This window comes from Exiguobacterium sp. AT1b (assembly GCF_000023045.1).
GTDB lineage: Bacteria > Bacillota > Bacilli > Exiguobacteriales > Exiguobacteriaceae > Exiguobacterium.
In genome coordinates this window covers 1,408,548-1,433,672 of record NC_012673.1, presented here as the reverse complement: position 1 = coordinate 1,433,672, position 25,125 = coordinate 1,408,548, and the positions used below count along the sequence as shown (strand labels likewise).

The window sequence follows — 25,125 nt, the reverse complement described above, 5'->3', positions numbered from 1 at the left end:
CCACATTTTTGGGTACACTACAAAGTAAGGAGGGATTTATCATGGCAAAAGCTACATTTGCGGGAGGCTGTTTCTGGTGCATGGTCAAACCGTTTCATAAATATGAGGGAGTGGAGCGTGTCATTTCTGGATATACAGGAGGACATGTCGACAACCCGACGTATCAACAAGTCTGTTCGGAGACGACAGGACATTTAGAGGCGGTTGAAATCACATTCGATCCAGAAGTCATTTCGTATGAAGAGTTGCTACGTATCTATTGGCGTCAAATCGATCCGACAGATGGTGGAGGGCAGTTCAATGACCGCGGTGAATCGTACCGTCCAGCCATCTTCTATCATTCAGAAGAGCAACGGGCTGCAGCGGAGCGTTCGAAACAAGAAGTGGAAGATTCGGGTCGCTTCGATCGTTCGATTGAAGTCGATATCCGCCCTGCGAAAACGTTCTGGGAAGCGGAAGACTATCATCAAGACTACTATAAAAAAAATCCGTTCCGCTATGAGATGTACCGTGTCGGTTCAGGGCGCGCGAAGTTCATTAAAGAGGCATGGAGCGATCGTAAACAACAACAAGCACTTCGTGAGCGCTTGACACCGATGCAGTATAAAGTGACGCAAGAAAACGGGACAGAGCCACCGTTCCAAAATGAATATTGGGATGAAGAGCGGGAGGGGTTGTACGTCGATATCGTCGACGGGACACCACTCTTCACATCGCACGATAAGTTTCAGTCGAATTGCGGATGGCCGAGCTTCTCACGTCCAATCGAGGAGAAGCGCGTCGACTTGAACATGGACACGACGCATCACATGGTACGGACAGAAGTCCGTTCAAAACAAGGGGACAGCCACCTTGGTCACGTGTTTGATGACGGTCCGAAAGAGCTTGGCGGCTTACGCTATTGCATCAACTCGGCCGCTCTCCGATTCATTCCTGTAGAAGAGCTTGAAGAGGCGGGGTACGGGGAATATAAACACTTATTCAACAAGTGAAGGGGAGAGCCGTATGTTCACAGCCGTCAAACAACAAATTCGGTGCGAGACGATTGGGACCGTCCTTGATTTTTATGACCAGTCGATTCGACAGCTTTCGGAAGAGGCGAGACAAGAGAAGTACGCGAAGATGAGTTCAAGCCCGTTCTCGTTCTTTCGAGGGAGCTCACACTTGTTCTACTACGACTTTGCGAAAGTACCGATCGCCTTTGACACAGGTCCTGACCATCCGACGTTCATTCAAGGAGACTTACACTTTGAAAATTTCGGTGTGTTCGAAGACGGGGCCGGCACCATCATCTATGACGTAAACGACTTTGATGAGGCGTATATCGGGTCCTATCTGTTCGATTTGTTGCGGATGGCGGTCTCTGTCGATTTGTTCGCCGCCGAGTCAGGATTCGACGGCAAGGCAGCCATTCAAGCGTTTGCTGAGTCCTATGCCAAAGCCATTGAAAAACATGCGCTTGGACGGAGTGAGCATATTCAATTCACGAAAGAGAATACGTGTAAAGCGGTCAAAAAAGTCATTAAAAAAGCGGAGAAGAAGAAAGGCGAATTCATGTCCGAACGGACGGAGGTACGGGACGAGGAACGTTATTTTTCGACGAGTGACGACCTGCTTCCCGTCTCTTCAGAAGTACGGGAGAAAATTGAAGCGGCATGGGGCGATTATCTGTCTTCATTGTCAGACCAACACCGACATCATGCCGATCACTACGAAATTAAAGATATCGCCATCAAACTTCAGAGCGGCACGGCTTCAATCGGTTTAGAACGCTACTATATTTTGATTGAAGGTGCCGACGAAGAACATGATGAAGATGTTATTTTAGAGATGAAGCAAGCACAGTCCGCCGTCCCGTCTCTCTTTCTTCCGACACATCCGCTGTTTGAGAACGGATTGTCGCATCAAGGCGCTCGTGTCGTCGCCGCACAACGAGCAATGGTCCACAGTCGTGACCCGTATCTCGGCTATTTAACAATCGACGATAAAGAATATTATGTGAGGCAACGTTCTCCGTATAAGCGGAAAGTGAAAGCGAAACACATGAAAGATGAGACGTCGCTCATTGAGACGTTGAAAGTGCAAGTGCAAATCACGGCGAAGATTCACGCACGGGCCGATGCGTCATCGAATGTGCTCGATTATACGGCAAGCGAACGAATCGCGGCGGCAATCGGTGATTCTCCGTCCCTGTTTATTCGACAGTTATCGAGATGGGCTGATTTTTATGCAAATCAAGTTCGTTTTGACTATGACGCCTTTTTAAATTGGGTCGAGTCAAGGAATCGTTAAAGATACTTGCGAATCGAGGATGAAATCCTTCACAATGGAAGTGTAAAGGATGTGTACGGACTATGATTACAGAACAACAAGTCATCGCCCAAATGCGTCAGGTGATGACACAGATTGAGTCGTCAACCGGTGAAGCGCAAAAGCGTCATTTGGCAAAGTTGATGGGCTTTTGTGAATTACTTCTAGACGAGACGTCAGAAGCGAAAGCGGTCGGTGTGCCGCAAACGTCGACACCTACGAACGAGACAAAACCTCCGCTTGATCGACAGATGGCTGCCTTTCTCGGCATTCCGATGGAGGAAGACGAACAACCGAAATCGGATTCATTGCTCGATTTTTGAACCACATGTCATGAACATGTGGTTTTTTTGTGAATTCATATTCATTGACTTAAATACCATAGGGGGTATAATGAGTATAAGAAATGAATGCAAATGGAGGCGTGAATATGTTGGACTTTCTTTTTGTGGCGGTCGTCATTGGACTTGTGTATTTCTGGTGGAGTCGTCGAAACAATGTAAAAACTGTCTCGACGGACGATTTAAAACGGAGAATCGCAGAAGAACGAAACATTCAATTGTTGGATGTGCGTGAGCCGCATGAATACCGCGGGGGACATATCAAGCAGGCGAAAAACGTACCTTTATCCGGATTCGGTAATGCTCAAGCGAAATATCCGAAAGAAAAGGAGCGTCCTGTCTATGTCATCTGTCAGAGCGGGATGCGTAGCCAACGCGCGGCAGCGATGCTGAAGAGTGCCGGATATACCGACGTCTATTCTGTAAAAGGTGGCATGAACTTCTGGCGTGGATAATAGAGGCGACTGGACGAATCGGTTCAGTCGTTTTTTTGTCATCACGTTTTCTCTTTTGCATTTTCGGGGATTCTGCTACGGTAAGGAGAGAGTGAAAGAGAGGGGATCAATCCAATGGCAGTGATTTTATTTGATATCGATGGCACGTTAGTAGATACGACCGGACCGATGACGAAGGCGATTCATGAGGCACTCGAGGAGCTTCCTCATCTTCCGAAACCGAGTGAAGAGGCGGTCCGCTCAGGATACGGCTTGGCAGGTAACGCGTTTTGGGAGCATGTCATCCCAAAGGCGACGCTCGAAGAGATTCGTCTCATTCGCAGACTCCGTCATACGACGCTTGAGCAAACGATGGAAGGGCAAAATGTCTTGTTTGACGGAATTCGTGAGATGTTGGAGACGCTTCATGAGCAAGGTCATACGCTGACGACAGCGAGTAATTGTGGTGTTCATTACATGAATTTGATTTTAGATACGCAACAAATTCGTCCATATATGACGGCACCCGAATGCTTAGAGTCTGTTGGAGGCGAGAAGAAGGCAGACATTCTGACAGCACACCGTGTCCGGCACGGAGAGGCGGACTATATTATGGTCGGCGATCGTAAGTCGGATGTCGAGGCGGCTCGTGCACATGACTTCCCGGTCGTCTTGACAGGGTTCGGATTCGGCAATGAAGAAGAGTGGGCACTTGCGGATCACGTGATCCAGTCTCCGCATGATTTAGTCGAGTGGGTCAACCGATAAGAAAAGGCTTGTCGCATATGTCGACAAGCCTTTTGTATACCTACACTTACAACCCGAGTGAGATGTATTTTACTTCTAAAAATTCCTCGATGCCGTGATGTCCACCCTCACGGCCGAGTCCGCTCTCTTTCCAACCACCGAAAGGCGCTTGCGGCGTTGATGGAAGTCCGTCATTCACACCGACAATCCCATACTCTAGCGATTCAGCTAAATAGACCGCCTCATTGATGTCTTGCGTGAACAAGTAAGCGGCTAAGCCGAACGGCGTGTTGTTCGCCCGTTTGATGACTTCATCGAGCGAATCGAACGTTGCAATCGGTGCGACGGGTCCGAACGTTTCTTCGTTCATGCAGAGCATGTCTTCATTCGCATAACGGATGACAGCAGGACGGATGAATAAGCCGTCTAGCACCTCGCCACCGTACACTTCACCGCCACGAATCTGCGCGTCCTCGATATGCTTTTCGACTTTGCTGAGCGCATCGTCATCGATGAGCGGACCGATGTCGACACCTTCCTCTAGTCCGTTCCCGACTTTCAACGCTTCGACTTCTTTAATGAAACGCTCCGAGAATTCATCGACGACGGCGCGTTCGACATAGATTCGGTTCGCGCAGACGCACGTCTGTCCACCGTTTCGGAACTTCGTGGCGACCGCTTGCGGAACAGCCTTATCTAAATCCGCTTTGGCCGTGACGATGAGCGGGGCATGTCCACCGAGTTCGAGTGAAATCTTTTTCATCGTGTCCGCAGCGTCACGCATGAGCATTTTTCCGACTTCCGTGGATCCTGTGAACGTCAATTTTCGGACCCGTTTATCTTGTTGCCACGCTTTGACGATATCTGACGCTTGTCCAGTGACAAGGTTGATGACCCCTTTTGGGAATCCGGCCTTATCCGCTAATTTGACCAATTCGATGGCGGTCAACGGAGTTGCCGATGCTGGTTTCATGACGACCGTACAGCCTGCAGCGAGCGCTGGAGCGACTTTCCGTGTGATCATGGCAGCTGGGAAGTTCCAAGGTGTGATGGCTGCGATGACGCCGACCGGTTGTTTGATGGCAAAGATCCGTTTCTGGTTTGATGAAGCAGGAATCGTCTCTCCGTACACGCGTCGTCCTTCTGCTGCATACCAGTCGATGAATCCATTTGCATAGTTGATTTCACCGATTGCTTCCTTGAGCGGTTTCCCTTGTTCCTCGACCATGGTTCGGGCAAGCTCTTCTGTATGTTCTGCAATCAAACGATGCCACTCATTGAGTAGTTCCCCTCGTTCTTCTGCTGTTTTTTGTTGCCATTCTTGTAACGCCTCATGCGCAGCGTCGACGGCTTGTGTCGCTTCTTGTGTACCACTTTTTGTCACGACGGCCATCACATTGCCTGTAGCCGGATTGCGTACCTCGATCGTTTGTCCCGTTTCTGTCCATTCCCCATTAATGAAGTTTTTCTCTTCTCTCATCTTGATTTCCCCTTTCCAAAAAGTGCACAGTTAATTAGAGGATACCCGTTTTTCTGAAACGCACACAAATTTCCAAAAAATGAGGGGATACTATGTGGATTATCATCATTGGCTATTTAGTCGGAAGTCTGCTCGGAGGTAGGCTGTACGGGGTGCTAAGTGGACGTGATTTAGCGACAACTGGTTCGAAGAATACCGGTGCACGCAATGCACATCGCATCGGTGGAGTGAAGGCGTTTCTATTCGTCTATGGATTCGACGTGCTCAAGACGATTCTCGTCCTACAGATGAGTGGATTGTATTTTTGGCAGACGGCGTTCGCACTCACGCTCGGGCATATTTATCCATTTTGGCGAATCCGTGCGGGTGGGAAGGGATATGCCGTTTTTTCTGGAATCATATGGGCATATGACCCGTGGTGGTTTATTGGGGGTCTTGCTATCTTGTTACTCTTAATCAAATTAACAGGGAACTCTCGCGAGACGGGACTGGTCATGCTCATTTTACTTCCGCTCGCTGCACTTTGGGATGTCAAAAATGTCATCTGGGCCACGCTGATTACGATTCTTATCATCTATCATCATGTGAAGGAGGAAAAGGCATGATTGTGTACCGAAAAGCCGAAGTATCAGATTTTGAAGCGATACATCGGTTGAATTACGAAACATTCGTCGAAGAGATTCCGCAACATCCACCGAATCCGGAAAGGCGACTTGTCGACAAGTTTCACGAAGAAAATACATATTGGATCGGGGAAGCGGACGGTGAAGTGATTGCCATGTGTGCGTTACGTGGTAAACGACCATTTTCATTGGAACAAAAGGGTGTGCGCATTCCTGAAGGGAATTGGATCGAGATTCGTCTGCTCGCTGTGACTAAACCCTATCGGCGCAATCGGACGTTCGCTGGATTGATGCGCGCGGTCATCGACGATGCGACAGAGCGTGATGTCGATGGTATTGTCATCAGTGGGACGACACGTGAACAAGTGCTCTATCGTCGATTTGGGTTTGTCCCATTTGCGGATCCAATCGGTCCAGAGGAAGCACGATATGTACCGATGGTGTTAACGCGTTCGGCTTTTTATGAATCCAAATCAGCGTCGACCCTACGTCCGAAAAGTTTACTAGCAGGACCCGTTGAATGTTCAGAACGCGTGAGAGGACGACTCTCGATGCAGCCGCGCCCACATCGTTCAAACGAGACGGGACGAGTGCTTGACGCGGTGCAACAAAAACTGGCGGAACGAATCGGACTCCCTCATGTCTATACGCTTCTTGGAAGTGGGACGGTCGCCAATGATGCGGTCGCGGCTCGATTGGACGGACATGGGCTCATTTTCAATGCGGGTGAATTTGGAGAACGTTTGATTGACCACGCCCGGCGTGTCGGTCTGTCTTTTGACGTGGTCGCAGTGGACCAAGAGGGGCAGTGGGATCTTTCTCAACTCGAGCGCATTGCACCAGACTGGGTATGGACGGTTCACTGCGAGACATCGTTAGGGATTTTCATCAACCTCGAACCTCTCCATACATGGCAAGGCATTGTCGCCATTGATGCGATCAGTGCCGTCGGGACGCTCGTCTATGATTATTCATTTGCGGACTACGTGACCTTCTCTTCGGGAAAGGCGTTACGGAACGCACCGGGTCTCGCGTTCGTCGCTATGAAGCATCCGGCGATTGCGACACCACATACAGCGCGCTATTTGGATTTATCGCTCTATCAGCCGATTGCCTTCACACAATCGGAACCACTTCTTGCAGCGATGGCGATCGCGCTGGATGAGTTGACAGAAGAAGAAGTCGTTTCGCATTCTGTGAAGATGACTACGTTGCTTAATGCCTTACAAGAGAACGGTTTAACGGTCGATGTGTGTCCTGCTCAGTCACCTGGCATCATCACGATTCGAGTACCGTGCGAGCTGTCCTCGGTCGAGCTCGGGCGCCAACTGTCGTATCAAGGCTATCTCGTGCAGTATGAGAGTGACTATTTGAAACGGGCGAACGTCATTCAAGTATCGACCATGGGTTGGACGACACCTCGCATGATGCGTGACGTCGGTGCTTATATCGCACAATGGATTCAACAAAAAACCGCCACTTCTGAAAGTAACGGTTCGCTTATACTCGAAAGTCTTGGCGTGCCAAATGACGAATCTTTCGTCCGAGGCGTCTCCAATTGAAATAAGCTAAAACGGAGACGACGCCACCTGACCAAAAGAGCCATTCATCCGGTCGGATATAACCGAGTAGCCCGACGAGCAGGCCGAGCAAGATGACGATGGCATTGAACGTCTGGCGGTGCAAGAGTTCCTTGGATTCTAGGGTTCGTTGGAACATGGCTTGCTCCGACAGGCGTTTTCGTGTCGGTTCTTTTAAGTAATTATCGAGAAGCGGAGGAACGTTTAACAGTTTCTTTGCATAGTTGATTCCGGTCTTCACGTAACGATTTTGAAGCGTTGTCCCGTCCTCCTCGAGCCATTCGATGACAATCGGTTTACCGAGTGTGAACAGGTCGATTTTTGGGTCAAGGATTTGCAAGATTCCGAGTAAGGTCGAAGCGGCACGACCGAAGAAGGCAAATTCCGCCGGGAGCTGAATCGGCTCGTTTTTGACGAGCAATTGAATGTCCTGTAACACCTTCTCAATCAACTTCGTATCGACGGTATCGATGTCCGTTTCTAAGTAGAAGGTGACCGCCTTCTCTAGCGCTTGGCGAATATTTTGTTTGTTCGCCGTTGGTAAGAGGAATCGCAAGTCTTCTAATCCATCGACGATGCTGTCATAGTCGAGCGAGATGAACGCCTGTAAGATATTCCGAATCGTGGCCATGTCTTGTGCCGTCGTCTGTCCGACCATACCAAAATCGAGGAGGATGATGGTTCCGTCTGCCCGAATCTGGACGTTTCCGGGATGTGGATCGGCATGGAACTGTCCACCAAACAGTAGCTGTTCAGCAGCGAGTGTGAAGAGTCGTTCAGCAAGTGCGGAACGGTCGATTCCATTTTCCTTTAAAAAGGCGAGGTCGGTGATCCGGCGTGCATCGACCCAGTCCATCGTCAAGACGCGGTTCGTACAGAGATGCTCGTGATAGTCCGGGATATAAACGTCTCGGTTATCCGCGTATTTGGCTTTAAAATACAGGGCATTTTTTAATTCAGTTTGAAAATTTAGTTCATCCCCGATGACAAAAATCATCTGGCGATATAAGCTATCTAAGTCGGTTGATTTAGCGAGGGATGTCCGCTTTAACATCGACGTGACAATTCGCATGGCACGGAAGTCGGTCCGGATGATTTTTTCGATATTCGGACGCTGGATTTTGATGGCGACCCGCTTGCCGTTTTCGAGCAGCGTGGCACCATATACTTCCCCGATGGAAGCCGAAGCGACGGCATCGATGCCGACGTCTTTGACGACTTGTGAGTAAGGCACGCCCCATTCCGCTTCTAGAATCGCGCGCGATTTCTCCCAACCAGACGTCGGGACACGGTCGACGAGCTCTGATAGCTCGTTCAAGACGGCGGGTGGCAATAAGTCCGCACGAATCGACAAGAATTGTCCGAGTTTGATTAACAAGCCCTCGAGCCGTAGCGCGTTGCGTTTGTATTCACGCGCGAGCTTGAGCATGAGTGCTTCATATTCTTCTGTCGTGGCGACGCCTTGTTGTTGTTTGCGTGAAAAGGCGTATAGCCGAATGATGAATCGGGCGAACATGGTGACGATAATCCATATGCGGAACAAAGCGATACGTTTCATTGTAATACCGACATCCTTTACGACAGTCGCACGACTGACCTGAATTTTTGTAACTATACTTTACCATACAATGCGTTGAAGAAAGGGCAAGGGATGTTCATGGAGTGGGAATTGCTCAACGTCGTCGGAACGATTGCGTTCGCGGCGAGCGGAGCCATCATTGCGATGGATGAAAAATACGATATTTTTGGGGTATGGCTATTGGCGTTTATCACTGCCTTCGGAGGTGGCGCGATCCGAAACGTCCTGTTAGGAAACCCCGTCAGCTTAATTTGGCAACAGAATGATTTATTTATTTTATGTTTTCTTGTCGCACTCCTCATCTTCCTGCTCCCGAGTGTCGTATTGCCACATTGGGAACGCTGGGGTGTCATTGTCGACGCCATTGGTCTCGTCGCGTTTGCCTTTCAAGGGGCACAAGTCGCCATCAAGCTTGATTTACCTTTATCTGCTGCGATTGCGGCAGCTGTCTTGACCGGCGTTGGCGGAGGTGTGGTTCGGGACTTATTGGCCGGACGCAAGCCTCTCGTCTTACAGTCTGAGGTGTATGCAATTTGGGCGATTCTCATTGCGGTCATCACGTATTACTTCAAGCTCGAAGGCGGCCTTGCCGTCTATGCATTATTAATTGTCGTCGCGACACTTCGAGTGATATCCTACTATCGGAAGTGGAATTTACCAGCACGTAAAGTTAGATAAGGGGGAACGGAAATGAAGATCTTATTAATGATTGGTGCCGGATTGATGGCACTCGGCGTAGCACTCGGTGCGTTCGGCGCCCATGCGCTAAAAGAGAGATTGGCTCCAAACATGTTGGCAAACTGGCAGACAGGTGTGCTCTACCACATGGTGCACGCACTCGGAATCATCGGAATTGCGTCACTGCTCATGCGTGTGAGCATCAGTCAATTTAACATTGCCGGATGGCTCATGTTTGCCGGAATCATCTTCTTCTCAGGAAGCTTGTATGTCATGGCATTGACGGGAATTACAAAACTCGGAGCCGTGACACCGATTGGCGGAGTCTTGTTCATCGCCGCTTGGATTTTTGTGATCGTTGGCGCAACCAAGTTATAACAGAAGACTAGTCAAACCGACATCCATGTCTTTGCTCATGTGTACATGAGGCGAGGACGTGGATTTTTTTGATGGGTCGTTCCATCAATTGGAAACTTATCAATGATGTATTCAAAATATTATTTGGAAATAGGGTAAAGCATTCTCTATTTACATAAAACATTACAGAAAGATGTCAAATCGAACAGTCTGAAAAGGTATTGATAAATAATAAGTTCTATGCATTCGCTGTCCGCATCTTTGTTCTTGCGTAATAAAATTGAAATATAACTTTAACAGGAAAATATCTATCAGTTAGATATAATTAGTCGTGTTGAAACTCAACCAAATGATCGTTTTTGTTACATACTGAAACGGCTTTAAATATGTAGTGTAGTAGGTACTCACGTTTGTCATTTAAGAAAGGATGTACCCCATTCATGAATTGGAAACGCACAGTCTCGACGTTGACGCTCGGTGTGATGCTCATCAGCACACATACAGTTGCGGATGCATCGACTTCGATTAAAGAGAAGCAAGAACAACAACAAAAAGTAAAAGAAAAGCGCGACAGTGTGAAAAAAGACCAGTCAGAAACATCTTCAAAAATTGAAGTGAACAAGGAAGAGATTTCAAAAGTTCAGGCTGAAGTCAATAAAATGGACGCGCAATTGCAAGACATCATCAATGATGTCGCCATGAAACGCCAAGAAATCAAGCGCACCGAGATGAAGATTGAGGATCTTGAAGCCGACATTAAAGATTACCAAGAAAAAATGAAGGCGCAAGAAGCGATGATGAAAGAGCGTATGGCCACGATGCAAAAGAACGGTGGCGGATCAATTAACTGGGCTGAATTCATCTTCGGTTCAAAAAATCTCTCTGATCTCGTCACGCGTATGATCACAGCTGGAACGATTCAGCGTAGTGACCAAGAGTTGTTCGATGACTATGAAGCGACACAGCGTTCGTTGAAAGAAGCGCAGGCTGACTTGAAAGCAGAACGTGCTTCACTTCTCCAACAACAAAAGGCACTCGAAGTGCGTCAAGCCGAGCTTGAGAAGAAAATGAAGCAGCGTGAAAAGCGCATCAAAGAGCTTGAAGAGAAGAACATCAAGTTCGAATCACAGATCTTTGACCTTCAAGAAATTGAAGCGACATTAGTCGCACAAGAACAGGCGATCGCGGCTGAAATCGAAGCGCAACGTCGCGAAGAAGAGGAAGCCCGTCGTCGTGCGGAAGAGGCAGCTCGTCAAGAGGCGGCACGTAAAGCGGAAGAAGCCCGCCAAGCAGAAGCTGCACGTCAAGCTGAGGCTGCCCGTCAGGCAGAGGCAGAACGAGAAGCGGAAGCAGCTCGTCAAGCTGCTCAACAAAAGCAAGACAATAAATCGAATACCCCGTCTTCGTCGTCTTCAAACAACACGGCGGCATCAACGCCAGCTCCAAAACCGGCACCGGCTCCAACGCCAGCTCCGAAACCAGAGCCAAAACCGGCGCCGACGACATCGACGCCAGCTCCGTCTAGTTCGATGTTCATTCAACCGGCTTCAGGACGCTACTCACAAGGATGGGGTCCGGCGAGCGGTGCGTTTGGTTACACGTTCCATAACGGTGTAGACATCGCTGGTCCAACAGGGACACCGATTCGCGCATCTGCGACAGGTACGGTCATTCGTGCAGGTTGGGGTGGCGCATACGGGAACCACGTCATGATCGCACACGTGATCAACGGTCAAGTTTGGACCACGGTCTATGCGCACATGAACTCGGTATCTGTCAGCTCTGGACAGCGTGTGACGCAAGGGTCGAACATCGGGACACTTGGAAACACAGGGAACTCTTCAGGTCCGCACTTGCACTTTGAGATTCATAAAGGCGGCTACTCATACTCGGCAACGAGCGCAGGTAGCACGGTCAACCCGCGTCAGTTCTTCTGATGCATCAAACAGAAAACTCCTTTCGATTGCGAAAGGAGTTTTTGTGCGTAAAAAAATCCCTCCGCGATTGCGAAGGGATACTCGTTAGTTGGCTTGTTCAATATCGCTTGGACGATCTTGTTTTTTACGCATTTGTTCACGCACGTAATAGATGATCGTCAATCCGATCAACCAAGGTACGCCGAATTTCAGCAAGATGTTGAAATCCGTGAACCATGTCGTGATCATCAGGCTGAGCAGTAAGACCGCCCCGAGCAATGGGAGAAATGGATATCCCATCATGCGGACAGGGAGTTTTCGCCCAGTCCATTTCTTACGGAAGAACAAGTGGGAGACGAAGACCATGAACCAAGTAAAAATAGCTCCGAACATCGAGATTCCCATCAAGAATGGATACGACGACTCCATGAATACTTGTAGCAAAGCGGCGAGGACGATCCCGCCTGTTGAAACGAGTAGCGCGAACATCGGGATCCCATTTTTGCTGATTTTTTTGAACGCTTTCGGTGCATCGCCGGCTTCCGCGAGCGAGTACATCATACGTGTCGACGCGTAAAGCTGCGCGTTCATCGCAGACAAGGCGGCGATCAAAATCACAAAGTTGAGGATGCCTGCCGCGAACGGGACATCAAACTGTTCCATGACGAGCACGAACGGACTTTGGTCGATCCCGGCTTGCTGCCATGGGATCAGCATGAGCATGATCGCGAGCGTGACGACATAGAAGAACGTCAAGCGGAACACGGTCGCGCGTAAAGCGCGTGGTACGGCCTGGTCCGGGTCTTTCGCTTCTCCCGCTGTCACAGCGACGAGTTCGGTTCCAAGGAAACTGAAGAGGGAGATGAAAATCGTCACCCACATTCCGTAAAAGCCGAACGCGAAGAAGCCTTCGTTTCCTGTCGTGATTGACTCAATCGGTGATCCTGGTTCGCCGAACAATGTGGCGGCACCGAGGACGATGAATAGGATGATGGCAGTTACTTTGATGAAGGATAACCAGTATTCGGTCGTTCCGAACGTGTGAACGTGACGGGCGTTGACGTAAATGAGTAGTCCACCGAAGAGGGCGACCCAAACGAACCCGTTCACATCTGGGAACCAGTAGCGCATGTAGATGGCGATGGCACTGACTTCAACCCCTACAGCCAGTACGTTCGCGACCCAGTAAGAGTAACGGACGAGAAAACCGGCGAGTGGATGAACGTATCGCTCGGCAATCGTTCCGAATGATCCGGATGTTGGATGGGCGACCGTCATTTCGGCGAGAGCACCCATTAGTAAGAGGACGATGAACGCCCCGATGGCATAGCTGACGAGCACGCTCGGGCCAGCGGTTTGAATCGCGAGACCGCTTCCGAGGAACAGCCCGGTTCCGATGGCGCTCCCGAGGGAAATCATCGTAAGTTGCCGGGTGGACAGCTCGCGCTTTAGTTTATTTGTTTCCAAAATCGATTCTCCTTTAGCTGAGTGAAATGTTGTTGTGGACGACTATAGCAGACGAAAAAAAACAATGTCAATTCGAAAAATCGATGAAGGTTTCTCATTTTTGGATGCACATATAGAGGCAAAGTTTTTATAATTTTTTTATTTGACATGGATTCATCTGCCCTGTATAGTACGAATTAACTTAACTGAAACGAATAAAGGCGTCGACGAAGAGAAGTAACGACGAATCCTGTATGACAGAGAGCTGATGGTTGGTGCGAATCAGTATATGGGACGTCGCGAATGGACTTCTGAGCTCTAAACCGAACTTTGAGTAGGCTTTAGCGGGTTACCCACCGTTATCACGGGGAAGCGGATGATTGTCCGTGAAGTGGGTTCTTTGGAACCAACGAAGGTGGCACCACGGGGTTACTCGTCCTTCTTATAGCGCAGGCTATGAGGAGACGGGTGACCCCTTTTTCGTTTCAATAATATAAATCGAGGATTGAGAAGAGTAGCGCGAGAAGACGTTTCGTCCAGAGAGTCAGGGATGGTGAGATCCTGACCGAGGCGTCCGCGTGAATGGGCTCATGAGAGCATGGCTGAAGAGAGTAGGTCGTGACGGTTTCCCCCGTTATCGGGATACGATGTGATTGCATCGGAGAGTGGATTCTTTTGAATCAACGAGAGGTGGCACCGCGGTCTTGAACCGTCCTCCATACGACGACTGTCGTGTGGAGTTTTTTTATACACATTTTTAGAGGGGGAACCGACGATGATTCAACAATTGGAGACAAACGCATTATCAACAGCAGATATGAAAGTGGCGGCAAGCGAGATGTTCCAAGCGGATGAAGCGCAAATCGAACGAGTACTGCTGGCGATGAAAGAGCGTGGTGAGACAGCAGAAGAGATGGCAGGTCTCGCGGCATACATCCGTGAAGCGGCACAGTTCCCTCAAAGCGATTTACCCGTACTCGATGTTTGTGGTACCGGCGGCGACGGGGCGCATACGTTCAACATCAGTTCGACCGTCGCCTTTGTCCTAGCCGGTCTCGGTATTCCGGTCGCCAAGCACGGAAATCGAAGCGTCTCGAGTCGATCCGGGAGCGCGGACGTCTTAGAGGCACTGAACGTTCCAATCGTGAAGACGGCAGCGGAAGTACATGCTGACTTGAAACGGACGAACTTGAGTTTTCTCTTCGCCCAGCATGTCCACCCGATCATGAAGCACGTCATGCCGGTCCGGAAACGGCTCGCGACGGCGACCATCTTCAACCAAATCGGACCGTTAACGAACCCGCTTCGTCCGAAACGACAACTTGTCGGTGTCTATCATCCATCGTTACTCGAGAAGATGGCGACCGCGATGCGTCATCTCGGGGTAGAGCGCGGTATGGTCGTCCATGGAGCAGGTGGACTCGATGAAGCGAGTCTCGCCGGTGTGAACGACGTGTACTTCTTTGATGGGGAACAGACGGCGCGTTATGCGGTCGACCCACGAGATGTCGGCTTGATGCGGGCACCGCTTGAAGCGCTACGTGGAGGCACACCAGAAGAGAACGCTGCGACACTTCTTGCCGTATTGAATGGAGAGTCGGGACCGGCACGCGACGTCGTCTTATTAAACGCGGCACTTGCCCTTTGCACGTATGGTACGACCGCGACGCTTCGTACAGGAGTGAAAGAAGCAAAACGTAGTATCGATGAAGGACACGCCTTACGGGTATTACAAAACTTACAACGTACGGAGGTCGAAGCATGAGTTATTTAACGAAAATCATCGGAACGAAAATAGAAGAGGTTAGCGGCATGCAGCCCATCGATGTCCCCGTGACGAAGCCAATCTCTCTCTTACATGTGATGAGCGAGGGATTCCATATCATTTCAGAGATCAAACGGTCGTCCCCCTCGAAAGGAATGATTCGGGAAACGGTCGACGTCGCTAAACGGGCACGTCAATATGAAAAAGCTGGTGCGACGATGATCTCCGTTTTGACAGACACGACGTACTTCAATGGATCGTTTGACGACTTGCGACAAGTCGCCGATGTCGTCACCATCCCGGTGCTTTGTAAAGATTTCATCATCGATGAACGACAACTCGACTATGCGAAGCATTACGGCGCGAGTGTGGCACTTTTGATCGTGGCGGCACTACATCCGACACGTCTCCATGAGTTGACGCGATACGCTCGCTCCATCGGTCTCGACGTCTTAGTGGAAGTACATGACGAGGCGGAGTTACGCATCGCGCTCGAACTTGATGACGTGTTGATCGGCATCAATAACAGAGACTTAAAAACGTTCGAGGTATCCCTCGAGACATCAATCGATTTGATGAAACGCTATCCTGAGGTCACATTCGTCAGCGAAAGTGGTGTCAGTACAGTCGAGGCGGCTGCACGTTTACAAGAAGCTGGGGCAAGCGCCATTCTCGTTGGGGAAGCACTCATGCGTGAAGAGGACCCGATCCGGTTACTCGAGGAGTTGAAAACATGTTCGTTAAAATCTGTGGACTAAAGACAACGGAAGCTGTTCAGGCGGCGGTCGAGGCAGGAGCGGATGCCATCGGGTTTGTCTTCGCCCCGAGTTCCCGTCAAATCGACGTGGCGACTGCGAAGACACTGGCCGCACACATCCCGGAATCGGTTCGAATCGTTGGTGTGTTTTTAAGTCCTTCAATGGAAGAGATTGAGGAAACGTTGAATGTAGGACTGACGGATTTACAAATTCACTATCGGACGCAGTCAATGGAACAACTCCGTATCTTCGGGTTACCGATCATCGATGCGTCGACCGAGGAGATGGCAGATGTACGATTGATGGATCATCCGAATCCGGGAAGTGGACAGGTGTTAGACTGGGGCGCAATCGACCGGCCGCAGCGTCCGTTTTGGCTAGCGGGCGGGCTATCCCCGGAGAATGTGAGACAAGCGATTCAAATGATTCAACCAGACGGCGTCGACGTCTCGAGCGGTGTCGAGACGGACGGTGTGAAAGATATCGAAAAAATTCGTGCGTTCATTCAACGCGCCAAGGAGGAACTATGATGTATGCACAACCAGTGAACGGGAAGTTTGGACAATATGGTGGGAAGTACATTCCAGAGACGCTCATGCAGGCGGTCGAAGAATTAGAGGTCGCTTATGAAGAGGCGAAGCAAGATCCTGAGTTTCAAGAACGATTCTCTTCCTTATTACGTGAATACGTCGGACGTGAGACGCCACTTTATTATGCGTCGAACCTAAGTCGTCGCCTCGGGACGAATGTCTATTTGAAACGTGAAGACTTGAACCATACCGGTGCCCATAAGATCAACAATACGATCGGGCAGGCGCTCCTGGCGAAACGGATGGGGAAACAGAAAGTCGTTGCGGAGACAGGCGCGGGACAACACGGTGTCGCGACGGCAACAGTATGCGCACTACTCGATTTAGAATGTACCATCTTCATGGGTGAGGTCGATGTTGAACGCCAAGCATTGAACGTGTTTCGGATGGAACTACTCGGGGCGAAAGTCGTCCCTGTCAAATCAGGCAGTCGCACCTTAAAGGATGCCGTCAATGAAGCGCTCCGTTACTGGGTCAAACATGTCGACGATACGCACTATGTGATGGGTTCCGTTCTCGGACCGCATCCATTCCCGCAGATGGTACGTGATTTCCAAAGCGTAATCGGGACAGAGACACGTCGTCAAATCCTCGAACAAACGGGACGCCTCCCGGATGCCGTCGTCGCTTGTGTCGGCGGAGGGAGCAACGCCATGGGCATGTTCTATCCGTTCTTGAACGATGAGTCGGTCGCACTCTACGGTGTCGAAGCGGCTGGAAGTGGCATCGATACGGATAAACACGCAGCAACCCTCACAAAAGGGGAAGTCGGTGTCTTACATGGGTCGCTCATGTATGTCCTGCAAGACGCAGCGGGTCAAATCGAGGAAGCCCATTCCATTTCAGCTGGACTCGATTATCCAGGGGTAGGACCAGAGCACAGTTTCTTGAAAGACATTGAGCGGGTGCGCTATGCGGCCGTCACGGATGACGAGGCACTCGATGCGTGTCTCGCCCTCAGCCGACAAGAAGGAATCATTCCTGCCTTAGAGTCTTCACACGCCCTTGCTTACGCAGAGACGCTCGCGAAGACGATGGGAGAAAACGATACACTGGTGATTTGTTTATCAGGGCGCGGAGACAAAGACGTCCATACAATCCGAGAGAAGGTGGCGACACGATGAAACTAGAGACAGCGATTCGACAGCGAGAAGGAGCGGCGTTCGTTCCGTATATCATGGCCGGTGACGGCGGGATGGACCGGCTCATCCCGACCATCGTGGAACTAGAGCGGATGGGTGCGACGGCGATTGAACTCGGTATCCCTTTCTCCGATCCGGTGGCAGATGGCCCAATCATTGAGGCGGCAGGAATGCGCGCGCTTGAAGCAGGTGTGACGCTTGAAATGGTATTGAACCATTTAATAGAAGGAAATGATCAATTTAACGTTCCAATCGTCTTGATGACCTACTTGAATCCAGTGTTTCGGTTCGGGGTCCAACCGTTCTTTGATCGGGCGAACGAATGTGGGGTGAGCGGGGTCATTATTCCTGACCTTCCGTTTGAGGAGAGTCTCCAGTTATTCGCAGATGTTAATCGGCATGACGTCGCCGTCATTCCGCTCGTCACGTTGACGAGCAGTGAGGCGCGGACAACGTCCATCTTAGAAAAAGCAGAAGGATTCGTGTATGCGGTCACGCTTAAAGGGACGACCGGGAAAGCAGATGTGTTCCCGGACGAGTTACTCGCCTACTTGACTCGTTTGACAGAGCAGTCACGTGTTCCCGTCTTGGCAGGATTCGGAGTCCATCGTCCGGAGCAAGTGCAGACGTTAGGACAGGCGTGTGACGGTGTCGTCGTCGGGAGTTTCATTGTCGAGGCACTTCATGAAGGACGGACAGAAGATGTTGAGACGTTGATTCAATCAGCAAAACACTTACACGCATAAGAAAACCGGCGCTTCAAATGAGGCGCCGGTTATTCGTTTACTCATAATTCCACTCGGTCTAGCCCATCTTCACCAAATGTTTGGTCGAGTTGATCATGACGATACATCGAGGCAAGCACGTATAAGAGGTCGCCTTCTTCGATGGCTGTCTGACCGTTCGGTGGAATCAAGTACTCGTTTCGGACGATGGCGTTCACGACAGTGTTTGGTGGGAGCGTGATGTCCGCAAGCGTCTTTCCGATCATGGATGAGCTGGCTGTGACCGCATAAGGAACGAGCTTATGTTGAGACTGTTTGCTTGAGACGAGGGCGATTGTGTATGGGGAACGGATTTTATCCGGACCGAGCAACCCTAACTTCTCGGCAAGTGGCGTCAACGTCGTCCCTTGAATCAGGGCGCTCGTCACGACGACGAAAAAGACGGCATTGAATAACAGTTGGCTATTTTCGGTACCGGCAATAAGCGGGAATGTCGCAAGGACAATCGGCACGGCACCTTTTAGACCAGCCCATGAGATGAACAACTTTTCTTTTCTCGTAAATGCCATACCAAGTGTCGATAAATAGACGGCGATCGGACGTGCCAGGAACATAAGGACGAATGAGATAAGTAGTCCCTTCCAAATCAAGTCCGGTTCGATGAGTTGACGAGGGAAGACGAGTAACCCAAGGATGACGAACATGATGATCTGCATGATCCATGCGAGCGCCTCTGAGAATTGGACGATTGTCACTTCATGCGCCGTGTCCGCATTTCCGACAATCATGGCGGCGATATAGACGGCGAGTAATCCGCTTCCCAATAAGTAAGCTGTGACACCATACGTGAGGAACGCCATAGAAATCATGAGGACGGCATGCAATCCGCTCGAATCAAGTCTCAAGTGATTCAACATGAGGCGAGACAGTTGTCCAAGGATGAATCCGATTAATGCCCCGACAACGATTTGAAGGACGAACATCCAAATTCCGTCCCAGATGGTCGTATCCGGCTTCATCATGAAGTCGAGAGCGAGAATCGTCAAAAACATCGCCATCGGGTCGTTCGTGCCGGACTCGGCTTCGAGAGTCGCACCGACTTTCGGTGAGATATTCTTTCCTTTAAATGCGGCAAAGACGGCCGCTGCGTCGGTTGAACCGATAATCGCACCGAACAAGAAAGATTCAATCCAATCGAAACCAAATACGAAACGAACGGCCACGGCGACCACGGTCGTGGTAATCAATACCCCAAGCGTCGCCAGCGAGGCAGAAGGGGCGAGGACGCTCCGAATCGATGACCATTTCGTTTGAAGACCCCCTTCAAACAAAATGACAATCAAGGCAGCGACTCCAATCAACTGCGCCAGATTTGAGTCGTCAAAGAAAATGAGACCGGTAATATCGCTTCCCATGATCATGCCGATTCCCATAAATAAAATCAAGGCGGGCAAGCCGAATCGAGTCGAGATTCGTGTCGCCATGACACCGGCTACGAGAAGTAGACCGAAGAGTAAAATGAGTACATCAGTACTTATAACAGGTACGGGCAAACACAACACTTCCTTTCTGAAACAATACTCTTAAGTTCATTATACCATGAAATCGTCTGATATTTCAGAATTGAGGATTAGGCAAACCATACACATTGGAATTGTCGGTTATGAATATGGTAAAGTAAACACATCATAGAAGGAGGAATGATGATGTCTAAAATTCACGTCATTCATGAAAACGAAGAATGGACGAACCACCTTGTCCACCGTTTAAAAGAATTGAACTTGCCATATGAATTGTGGCACTTGGACCAAGGGACGATTGATCTCGAAGCAATGCCCCCGGAAGGTGTCTTTTATAATCGGATGAGTGCCTCCTCGCACACACGTGGGCATCGGTACGCACCAGAATTGACGGAAGGCGTCCTCGCTTGGTTAGAGGCAAACGACCGGACCGTGTTTAACGGCACACGTGCCATCCGCCTCGAAGTGAGTAAAGTCAATCAATACACGGCGCTTCGACGTGAAGGGATTCGCGTGCCGAAGACGATTGCGGCAGTCGGTAAGGCGCAAATCATCGATGCGGCTGAGCAGTTAGCTTTGACGCCATTCATCACGAAACATAATCGTGCCGGAAAAGGACTTGGGGTCCAATTGTTCCATACGATCGAAGGACTCAAAGAATATGTATATGGTCCCTCGTTCGAGGAATCGGTTGACGGCATCACGCTCATTCAACAGTATATCGAATCCCCAGAACCATATATTACCCGCTGTGAATTCATCGGTGGGAAGTTCTTTTATGCGGTGCGTGTCGATACGTCGGAAGGATTCGAGCTCTGTCCGGCAGATGCCTGCTCGATTGAAGACCAGTTCTGTCCGGTCGGGGAGACGCCACCGGCGAAGTTCGAAATCGTCGAAGGATTCGATGACCCGATCATTCCAAAGCTCGAACAGTTCCTGAAAGCGAATGCGATCGATATTGCGGGGATTGAAATCATTCGAGACCGAGACGGAAACGTCTACGCCTATGACGTCAATACGAACACGAACTACAATTCCGATGCTGAAGCGAAAGCGGGACGCTACGGGATGCTTGAATTGGCTACGTTCTTAGGCGACGCACTTCACGTCACTACGACAAAATAAGGGTCAGGCGCTCGCCTGACCCTTTTGCTGTGTATGTTTGAGTTGCTCTTCAAATCGATGTTGGACTAATTCTGCTGTCGGTGCCATTCGTTCGATGAACGAATCTAAACGTTCCGCAGTGTCACGATCGGTTTCTTTAAACACGCGCATCGTTGTTCACCTCATTAATCAGGATAACTTGCTTACATCATCCTTAATTCCCGAGGTGTTATACGCGTAAACCTTTTACACGCTAAAGAATGTGTTCAAATTTTCTTTTGGTAAGATGTTCCCAACGTAGAAGTCGCCGAACTCTCCATACTTCGCACTTACTTCGTCGAAACGCATCTCGTAAACGATTTTCTTAAACTGAAGTGAATCTTCAGCGAAGAGCGTGACGCCCCACTCCCATGCGTCGAATCCAGTCGACCCACCGATGAACTGTTGAATCTTACCGGCGTAGCTACGGCCAATCATGCTGTGACGATACATGAGGTCTTTGCGCTCATCCATCGATAACATGTACCAGTTGTCGCCGTCGCGACGAGCTTTACTCATCGGATAGAAACAGATGTGTGCGGCTTTTGGAAGTGTCGGATAGAGGCGTGAACGGATATGAGGGTTTTGATACGGGTCCCCGTCTCCAGATCCGCGATACATCCCGAGCTCGATGACCGACACGTATGAATACGACGGAATCATATAGTCGTATAGCGCTGTTTTGCGGAATGCGCGCTCGACGTCTTCAAGTTCGTTGAATGTTGGACGAAGAACCATCAAGACGAGGTCCGCCTTCTGGCCGAGAATCGAGTAGAAGGCGTGGCTTCCTTCACCTTTTGCTTCCACTTCTTCAAGTGAGGCGAGGAACGCAGTGAACTCCTCAATCATCTGTTCACGCTTTTCAGCATCGACGAGTTTCAAACGAGCCCAATCAATCGTGCGGAAATCATGAAGTGTATACCATCCGTCTAATGTGGCGGCGGCATGTTGTGTATCTGTTGTAGGTACTGGACGTTCTGACATAAAAAAATCTCCTTTCGGGACTTGGCTTCGCCGTCTATTTTACCATACACGCTTCACTGACTGGCAACTTTGAGGCACTGTGAGGGTTATCACGATTCATGACGGGTAAAGAACAGAGGACAGAAACATGAAAACGGCTACAAAAATGGCTGTATCAGTCGATTTTTCGGAACTGTTCTATTCATATAATGATTGATTCTAAGCGATTTATGGCGAAATGGGCAGAATAGTTTATTTTGAAAAGGGTACTGTGTATAATTGAAATCGCGTAAAGACACAAGTCAACGGCAAAACCATTAGCAGTCATGCTGTAAATTGAGAAAAGGGGTTCATTCGTTATGAAATTATTTGAAACGTTGAAGCAAAAAGTTAGCCCGGTTCGTCCGACCATCGTCTTCCCGGAAGGTATCGATGAGCGTGTTCTTGGAGCCGCTGTTCGATTGAAAGCAGACGGTATGGTAGAACCGATCGTCGTCGGTGCGAAAGCAGATCTCGAAGCGGTTGCGGCGAAACACGGTTTCGACATCTCAGGTTTGACACAATATGACCCAGCGACATACGAAGACATCGACGTTCTCGTCGAATCATTCGTCGAGCGTCGTAAAGGGAAAGCGACGGCTGAACAAGCACGCGAACTCCTTACATCAGACGTGAACTACTTCGGAACAATGCTCGTTCACACAGGCAAAGCAGAAGGTCTTGTCTCAGGCGCGATGCACGCGACGGCTGATACGGTACGTCCGGCACTACAAATCATCAAAATGCAACCAGGCATCAAAAAGACGTCAGGTGTGTTCATCATGGTACGTGACGACGAGCAATATGTCTTCTCGGACTGTGCGATTAACATTGCACCAGACGCAGCGGACTTAGCAGAGAACGCGTTCTTGTCGGCAGCGACAGCGAAGACGTTCGGCATCGACCCACAAGTTGCGCTCCTTAGCTTCTCGACGAAAGGTTCTGCGAAGTCACCTGAAACAGAGAAGGTTGTGGAAGCGACACGCCTGGCGAAAGAGAAATCACCGAACCTTCCAATCGACGGAGAACTTCAATTCGATGCGGCATTCGTCCCTAGCGTAGCGGCGAAGAAAGCACCGGGTTCTGACGTTGCTGGTAAGGCGAACGTATTCGTCTTCCCAAGTCTTGAAGCAGGGAACATTGGCTACAAGATGGTTCAACGTTTCGGTGGATTCGAAGCGATCGGTCCAATCCTTCAAGGTCTCAACAAACCAGTGAACGACTTGTCACGTGGCTGTAACGAAGAGGACGTCTACAAATTGACGCTCATCACAGCAGCACAAGCAATCGACGAGCGCAACGAAGCGTAAGTCCGGAGCATCCTTCTTATAGAAGGGTGCTTTTTTTGTGTTTTTTTGAATGGTAGCTGAGGTAAACTAAAAGAGGAATCCATGATTGAAAGGGGAACTATGTATGCAAAGCATCCATGCGACAGAATTAAGAGAAAAATTAGAGAACGGGGAGTCTCTCCATATCATCGATGTGCGCGAGCAAGATGAATATGAGGCAGGGCATATCCCGAACGTACCACTCTACCCATTATCGGAATTCCCACAAGTGACAGAAAAGTTGGCACAAGATAATGTCTATCACGTCATCTGTCGTTCAGGTGGACGGAGCCAGACGGCGTGTGATTACTTAGAATCGCAAGGTTATAAAGTCGTCAATGTTGACGGCGGAATGCTCGCTTGGGACGGCGACATCGAGGCGTGATGCTAGAGAATCCTTGGGTCGTCGTACCGCTTCTCATTGCGCTCTACCTCACGGTCTATGCAGTGATGAAGCGATTTGACTGGGAGAAGTGGCGACTCGTCTGGGCAGTGTGGGTGATGCTCATCATCATCCTGTTGACAATTGAACTCGTGACAAGTCTATAAAAAATGCGGAACCTTCTTTAACAGAGGTTCCGCATTTTTTATGCGTCTTGACGCTTATCGAATGTGATCGATGCGATGGCATCGTGTTGGTGAATCGACTCTTCGTTACGGCATTCGACGAAGAAGTTCACGACTTGTTTCATCTCGTACAAGTCAGCCGCGATCAAGCGGACCATGTCCTCGACGAAACGTGGATTTTCGTATGCGATTTCAGTCGCACGTTTCTCATCCGGACGTTTGAGGACAGGATGAAGTGGTGCTGAGGCGTTTGACTCCGCTGCATCGAGAAGGGCTGCACGCCAGTCGAATCCGTCCATTGACGTCTCGTCAAGACCTGCTTCGATCGTGATGTATCCACGTTGGTTATGGGCACTGTATTCACTGATTTCTTTTGAACATGGGCAAAGCGTCGTGACGTTGATGACGAGACCGACTGTCACGTTTGCGACGCCTGTTTCAAGGTTGTAAGTCACACGGTGCATGACATCGGCGTTCATCAAACCGCTAAGACCTGTCGCAGGTGCTTTACGCGTGAAGAACCATGGGTAACGGATTGTCAATTGACCTTCCGTTTGTTCCATCCGCTCGGCAAGCTCCTGTGCGAACTCGATTAACGAACGGTTCGATACCGTCCACCCTTGTTGATGGTACGCATCGAGCTGTTCCGTCAAACGAGACATGTTAATCCCTTTACGATCTTGAACGAGCGATGTCGTCAATTCGAATGTAGCGACCGTAGATTGGACTCCTTCTGGCGTTTCGACGTTCACAGGGTGTTTCACGTTTGAGATGCCGACACTGTCGAGGGCGAACAAGAAGTTTTTCGGTGTATTTTGTAAATCGACCATTTGTTCTTTCTCGGTCGGCTTTGTTCCTTTAATCGGTGGGACCGACCCGAACAATTTATGTCGTTCTGCTTTAGTAGGTAAAGCGACATGGCTTGTAGACATAATCGGATTCTCCTTTTTTCGAGCGGTTCAAAGGACCACTCGTTCTTGTTAGGATTTTATCACGAAATGATGGCTGAACGGGTATGATTTTGCTCTCATAACATGTTTTCAATATGCAATCGCAAAAAAATCCTTCAGATATTGAAGAAAGAGGATTGATTT

Annotated in this window: 26 protein-coding genes and 2 other annotated features; of the genes, 19 read left to right on the top strand and 7 right to left on the bottom strand. The window is 49.7% G+C overall.

The genetic code is table 11. The features are described from left to right. Window positions 1–41 precede the first annotated feature (41 nt). From msrA to EAT1B_RS07260, 5 genes are all read left to right on the top strand, one after another. Window positions 42–992: a peptide-methionine (S)-S-oxide reductase MsrA gene (msrA, locus tag EAT1B_RS07280; protein WP_012727512.1), complete on the top strand. Its 951-nt coding sequence runs from the start codon at window positions 42–44 to the stop codon at window positions 990–992. Between the two features lie 13 nt (window positions 993–1,005). Beyond that, window positions 1,006–2,292 carry a DUF2252 domain-containing protein gene (locus EAT1B_RS07275; protein WP_012727511.1) on the top strand — a complete coding sequence of 429 codons (1,287 nt, stop codon included), beginning with the start codon at window positions 1,006–1,008 and terminating at the stop codon, window positions 2,290–2,292. Window positions 2,293–2,354: 62 nt separating this feature from the next. Next, on the top strand, window positions 2,355–2,633 hold the full coding sequence (locus EAT1B_RS07270) for a DUF5327 family protein (RefSeq protein WP_012727510.1): 279 nt from the start codon (window positions 2,355–2,357) through the stop codon (window positions 2,631–2,633). A gap of 107 nt (window positions 2,634–2,740) precedes the next feature. Then, complete coding sequence (locus EAT1B_RS07265) at window positions 2,741–3,106, top strand: rhodanese-like domain-containing protein (protein WP_012727509.1); 366 nt, start codon at window positions 2,741–2,743, stop codon at window positions 3,104–3,106. A gap of 114 nt (window positions 3,107–3,220) precedes the next feature. Next, a complete protein-coding gene (locus tag EAT1B_RS07260; protein WP_012727508.1) occupies window positions 3,221–3,853 on the top strand; it encodes an HAD family hydrolase in 633 nt (210 codons plus the stop codon). A 46-nt stretch (window positions 3,854–3,899) separates the two neighbouring features. Here EAT1B_RS07260 and EAT1B_RS07255 read toward each other — a convergent pair whose 3' ends face one another. Beyond that, the gene (locus EAT1B_RS07255) at window positions 3,900–5,312 is read right to left on the bottom strand and encodes an NAD-dependent succinate-semialdehyde dehydrogenase (protein ID WP_012727507.1); all 1,413 of its coding nucleotides are present in this window, start codon (window positions 5,310–5,312) and stop codon (window positions 3,900–3,902) included. A gap of 92 nt (window positions 5,313–5,404) precedes the next feature. Here EAT1B_RS07255 and EAT1B_RS07250 point away from each other — a divergent pair, with 92 nt between their 5' ends. Continuing rightward, window positions 5,405–5,917, top strand: coding sequence for a glycerol-3-phosphate acyltransferase (locus EAT1B_RS07250; RefSeq protein ID WP_012727506.1), 513 nt, complete (start codon window positions 5,405–5,407; stop codon window positions 5,915–5,917). Next, entirely contained in the window at window positions 5,914–7,497 is a 1,584-nt protein-coding gene (locus tag EAT1B_RS07245) for a GNAT family N-acetyltransferase (RefSeq protein ID WP_012727505.1), read from the top strand. The genes EAT1B_RS07250 and EAT1B_RS07245 overlap by 4 nt, the downstream gene beginning before the upstream one ends. Here EAT1B_RS07245 and EAT1B_RS07240 read toward each other — a convergent pair. Then, window positions 7,436–9,073, bottom strand: coding sequence for an AarF/ABC1/UbiB kinase family protein (locus EAT1B_RS07240; RefSeq protein ID WP_012727504.1), 1,638 nt, complete (start codon window positions 9,071–9,073; stop codon window positions 7,436–7,438). The two genes, EAT1B_RS07245 and EAT1B_RS07240, sit on opposite strands and share 62 nt — an antisense overlap. Window positions 9,074–9,166: 93 nt before the next feature. On the opposite strand from EAT1B_RS07240, the gene EAT1B_RS07235 reads away from it, so the two are divergent. The 3 genes from EAT1B_RS07235 to EAT1B_RS07225 all read left to right on the top strand — a co-directional run bounded on the left by EAT1B_RS07235 (window position 9,167) and on the right by EAT1B_RS07225 (window position 12,066). Further along, a complete protein-coding gene (locus EAT1B_RS07235; protein ID WP_012727503.1) occupies window positions 9,167–9,772 on the top strand; it encodes a trimeric intracellular cation channel family protein in 606 nt (201 codons plus the stop codon). A gap of 12 nt (window positions 9,773–9,784) precedes the next feature. Beyond that, on the top strand, window positions 9,785–10,150 hold the full coding sequence (locus EAT1B_RS07230) for a DUF423 domain-containing protein (protein WP_012727502.1): 366 nt from the start codon (window positions 9,785–9,787) through the stop codon (window positions 10,148–10,150). A 419-nt stretch (window positions 10,151–10,569) separates the two neighbouring features. After that, a complete protein-coding gene (locus EAT1B_RS07225) occupies window positions 10,570–12,066 on the top strand; it encodes a murein hydrolase activator EnvC (protein WP_012727501.1) in 1,497 nt (498 codons plus the stop codon). Between the two features lie 84 nt (window positions 12,067–12,150). Here EAT1B_RS07225 and EAT1B_RS07220 read toward each other — a convergent pair whose 3' ends face one another. Further along, a complete protein-coding gene (locus EAT1B_RS07220; RefSeq protein ID WP_047795620.1) occupies window positions 12,151–13,464 on the bottom strand; it encodes an amino acid permease in 1,314 nt (437 codons plus the stop codon). 242 nt (window positions 13,465–13,706) lie between these two features. Continuing rightward, window positions 13,707–13,935 (top strand) — a binding site (T-box leader). A 48-nt stretch (window positions 13,936–13,983) separates the two neighbouring features. Next, window positions 13,984–14,211: a binding site (T-box leader), on the top strand. A 55-nt stretch (window positions 14,212–14,266) separates the two neighbouring features. Between EAT1B_RS07220 and trpD the strand changes: the two genes are divergently transcribed. The 5 genes from trpD to trpA are packed head-to-tail and all read left to right on the top strand — an operon-like array spanning window position 14,267 to window position 18,492. Continuing rightward, on the top strand, window positions 14,267–15,256 hold the full coding sequence (gene trpD / locus EAT1B_RS07215) for an anthranilate phosphoribosyltransferase (protein WP_012727499.1): 990 nt from the start codon (window positions 14,267–14,269) through the stop codon (window positions 15,254–15,256). Next, window positions 15,253–16,014, top strand: coding sequence for an indole-3-glycerol phosphate synthase TrpC (trpC, locus tag EAT1B_RS07210; RefSeq protein ID WP_012727498.1), 762 nt, complete (start codon window positions 15,253–15,255; stop codon window positions 16,012–16,014). The genes trpD and trpC overlap by 4 nt, the downstream gene beginning before the upstream one ends. Beyond that, the gene (locus EAT1B_RS07205) at window positions 15,990–16,544 is read left to right on the top strand and encodes a phosphoribosylanthranilate isomerase (protein ID WP_012727497.1); all 555 of its coding nucleotides are present in this window, start codon (window positions 15,990–15,992) and stop codon (window positions 16,542–16,544) included. The genes trpC and EAT1B_RS07205 overlap by 25 nt, the downstream gene beginning before the upstream one ends. Beyond that, window positions 16,541–17,728 carry a tryptophan synthase subunit beta gene (gene trpB, locus EAT1B_RS07200; RefSeq protein WP_041917953.1) on the top strand — a complete coding sequence of 396 codons (1,188 nt, stop codon included), beginning with the start codon at window positions 16,541–16,543 and terminating at the stop codon, window positions 17,726–17,728. The genes EAT1B_RS07205 and trpB overlap by 4 nt, the downstream gene beginning before the upstream one ends. Then, window positions 17,725–18,492 carry a tryptophan synthase subunit alpha gene (gene trpA / locus EAT1B_RS07195; RefSeq protein WP_012727495.1) on the top strand — a complete coding sequence of 256 codons (768 nt, stop codon included), beginning with the start codon at window positions 17,725–17,727 and terminating at the stop codon, window positions 18,490–18,492. The genes trpB and trpA overlap by 4 nt, the downstream gene beginning before the upstream one ends. A 41-nt stretch (window positions 18,493–18,533) precedes the next feature. Here trpA and EAT1B_RS07190 read toward each other — a convergent pair whose 3' ends face one another. Further along, entirely contained in the window at window positions 18,534–20,024 is a 1,491-nt protein-coding gene (locus tag EAT1B_RS07190) for a potassium/proton antiporter (protein ID WP_012727494.1), read from the bottom strand. Window positions 20,025–20,177: 153 nt separating this feature from the next. Here EAT1B_RS07190 and EAT1B_RS07185 point away from each other — a divergent pair, with 153 nt between their 5' ends. Next, complete coding sequence (locus EAT1B_RS07185) at window positions 20,178–21,116, top strand: RimK family alpha-L-glutamate ligase (protein WP_012727493.1); 939 nt, start codon at window positions 20,178–20,180, stop codon at window positions 21,114–21,116. A 3-nt stretch (window positions 21,117–21,119) separates the two neighbouring features. Here the strand turns inward: EAT1B_RS07185 and EAT1B_RS16000 are convergent, their stop codons facing one another. Together EAT1B_RS16000 and hemQ are read right to left on the bottom strand one after the other, a co-directional pair. Next, window positions 21,120–21,266 carry a hypothetical protein gene (locus tag EAT1B_RS16000; RefSeq protein ID WP_012727492.1) on the bottom strand — a complete coding sequence of 49 codons (147 nt, stop codon included), beginning with the start codon at window positions 21,264–21,266 and terminating at the stop codon, window positions 21,120–21,122. A 75-nt stretch (window positions 21,267–21,341) separates the two neighbouring features. Further along, a complete protein-coding gene (gene hemQ / locus EAT1B_RS07180; protein WP_012727491.1) occupies window positions 21,342–22,118 on the bottom strand; it encodes a hydrogen peroxide-dependent heme synthase in 777 nt (258 codons plus the stop codon). 338 nt (window positions 22,119–22,456) lie between these two features. Between hemQ and pta the strand changes: the two genes are divergently transcribed. The 3 genes from pta to EAT1B_RS15995 all read left to right on the top strand — a co-directional run bounded on the left by pta (window position 22,457) and on the right by EAT1B_RS15995 (window position 24,013). Continuing rightward, window positions 22,457–23,446, top strand: a complete 990-nt coding sequence (gene pta / locus EAT1B_RS07175; protein ID WP_012727490.1) for a phosphate acetyltransferase — start codon at window positions 22,457–22,459, stop codon at window positions 23,444–23,446. 103 nt (window positions 23,447–23,549) lie between these two features. Then, window positions 23,550–23,849 carry a rhodanese-like domain-containing protein gene (locus EAT1B_RS07170; RefSeq protein ID WP_041917952.1) on the top strand — a complete coding sequence of 100 codons (300 nt, stop codon included), beginning with the start codon at window positions 23,550–23,552 and terminating at the stop codon, window positions 23,847–23,849. Continuing rightward, window positions 23,849–24,013, top strand: a complete 165-nt coding sequence (locus EAT1B_RS15995; protein WP_012727488.1) for a hypothetical protein — start codon at window positions 23,849–23,851, stop codon at window positions 24,011–24,013. Before EAT1B_RS07170 ends, EAT1B_RS15995 begins: the two co-directional genes overlap by 1 nt. 38 nt (window positions 24,014–24,051) lie before the next feature. Here the strand turns inward: EAT1B_RS15995 and folE2 are convergent, their stop codons facing one another. Then, a complete protein-coding gene (folE2, locus tag EAT1B_RS07160) occupies window positions 24,052–24,963 on the bottom strand; it encodes a GTP cyclohydrolase FolE2 (RefSeq protein ID WP_012727487.1) in 912 nt (303 codons plus the stop codon). Window positions 24,964–25,125: the final 162 nt, after the last annotated feature.